This window comes from Candidatus Limnocylindria bacterium, from assembly GCA_036523395.1.
GTDB lineage: Bacteria > Chloroflexota > Limnocylindria > P2-11E > P2-11E > CF-39.
In genome coordinates, this window is the sequence record DATDEH010000125.1 from 1 (window position 1) to 2,095 (window position 2,095).

A 2,095-nucleotide genomic window follows, 5' to 3' on the forward strand; every position below is an offset into this window, starting at 1 on the left:
CAGGAACACCGGCATGCGCTGGGCGGCGGCGGCGAGAGCGATGAGGATCACCAGCATCAGCGGGTCGACGTGCGCGACGTTCAGCGTGCGCAGCGACTGCGCCAGCGCTGCCGCACCCAGCGCGGCGACGAAGAGGACATAGAAGCGAAGTCCTTGCCTCATCGTGCGCCGTCCAAAAGCGGATCTTGTTCCCAACTTACGGTCTCCCACGCGACGCCCTCCCAGCGAACGCTTTCCCATGTCACGCTTTCCCAGGTCACCGACTCCCAGGTCACGCCTTCCCAGGTGATGCCTTCCCAGATCGTGCCGCTTCCCGCGACGCCACTGCGCTCGAGCGTCGTCATGAGGAGCCTCGATGGCAGCAGCAGACCATTGACCTGACGCGGGGTCGCGGTGAGCGCTGTCGTCGCCGTGACCGCGCGGCTCACGGTGCCCGTGAGGCTGCGGCCGGACGCGACGATCGCGCCCTTCGTCTTCGTCGGTGTGTAGTCGGCGTGCGCGCTGACGATGAGGGCGGCGACGCCCGAGACCATCGCGCTCGAGACCGATGTCCCCGACATGCGGATGTACAGGTTGAGGTTGTTCGCGCTGTTGCTGCCGTTGCCGTTGCCGACAACAATCCCGTTCGGGTTCGCGTTCGCGAGCGCATTCGCGTTCGCGACCACGCGGTCAGGCTTGTCCATCTCGAGGCGTGCGCCGTTCGCGCGGAGCGACACGACGCGGCGACCCGGGGCGAGCACGTCGGGCTTCGCGAAGCCGTCAAGCGTCGGGCCGCGGCTCGAGAAGGCCGACTCACGGTCGTCCTGCTCGGCCGGCGTCCCTTGGTCGTCGAAGCTGCCGGCGGTGATGACGAACGGGTCGGCGCCGGGTGTCGCCATCGTTCCGGGCACGGGACCGTCGTTGCCGGCGGCGGCCACCACCGCGACGCCCGAGAACCATGCGGCCTCGGCCAGCGCGGCGAGCAGATCCGTGTGATACGACGAGCGCTGCGTCGTGCCGAGCGACAGGTTGAGCACGCGGATGTTCAGCGCCCTCCGGTTCTTGAGGAGCCAGTCGAAGCCGGCGACCACGCTGCGGAGCGTGCCGTCGCCGTTCTGGTCGAGGACGCGGATGTCCACGAGGAGCGCGTCGGGGGCGACGCCGCGGAAGGTCGTCCCGCGCGCCGCGATGATGCCCGCGAGGTGCGTGCCGTGTCCGGCCGGGTCGAGCCCGACGCCGTTGTCGCTGGCGAAGTTCGCGCGGGCGATCACCTTGCCGGCGGGTAGGTCGGGGTGCGCACCGATGCCGGTGTCCATCAGCGCGACGACGGCGCCGGCGCCGGTCGAGATGGCCCATGCGCCGTCGGCCTCGATCGCCTCGATGCCGATGCTGTCCTTCTTCGATGTGCTGCCGAACTCGTCGAGGTCCTTCCCGTTGCTGTTGCGCCCGCCGCCGACGGCGGTGACGTGAGCGTCGGTCGTGGCGCGGAGCACCGCGCGGTCGGTCGCGACGGTCGCGAGCGCCTGATCGCTCAGGCGGGCGCTCACGACGTTGACGCTGTCGAACGCGGCGACGTCCGTCGCGCCTGCCGAGGTCAGGTCGGCGGCGACGGTCCATGCGGTGCCGGCTGCGACCTGGATGAGGGCGACGTCGCCGGCGTGGAGGGCGGGATCGACATCGACGCGCGCGACGGAGGCGCGACCAGTCCACGCGGTCCCGATGAGCAGCGCGAAGACGAGGATCGACGTGACGGATCGTCCAAGTGCGCGCCGCATCCCCACGTGTGTAGTTGTGGACCCCAGTCACTCTTTGGTCATCACCCGCGCGAGTGAAGGGGAGGACGTGCGAGTTACACCCGATACACCACAGAAACTCGCTGCTCTATTCGGTTGCGGGCCACTACACCAATCGCTCTAGAGCGAGGCCCGCAACCGAACGAGAGATCTTCCTCTAGAAGGTTGACCGCACCGCTTGCACTGCCTGCTGGTAGACCTGCTGGTGGGGGCTCTCGGCGCCGCGCGCGCTCTTGCGCCGCTCGCCGATCACGGTCTTGATGAAGGCCTCGACCACCACCGGGTTGAACTGGGTGCCGCTGTTGGCGCGCAGCTCGCGCAGC

The 2,095-nt window shown here is 69.1% G+C and carries 1 protein-coding gene; it reads right to left on the reverse strand.

From position 1 onward, the window contains the following. Positions 1 to 158 precede the first annotated feature (158 nt). Positions 159 to 1,754 carry a S8 family serine peptidase gene (locus tag VI056_15800; protein ID HEY6204484.1) on the reverse strand — a complete coding sequence of 532 codons (1,596 nt, stop codon included), beginning with the start codon at positions 1,752 to 1,754 and terminating at the stop codon, positions 159 to 161. Positions 1,755 to 2,095 lie beyond the last annotated feature (341 nt).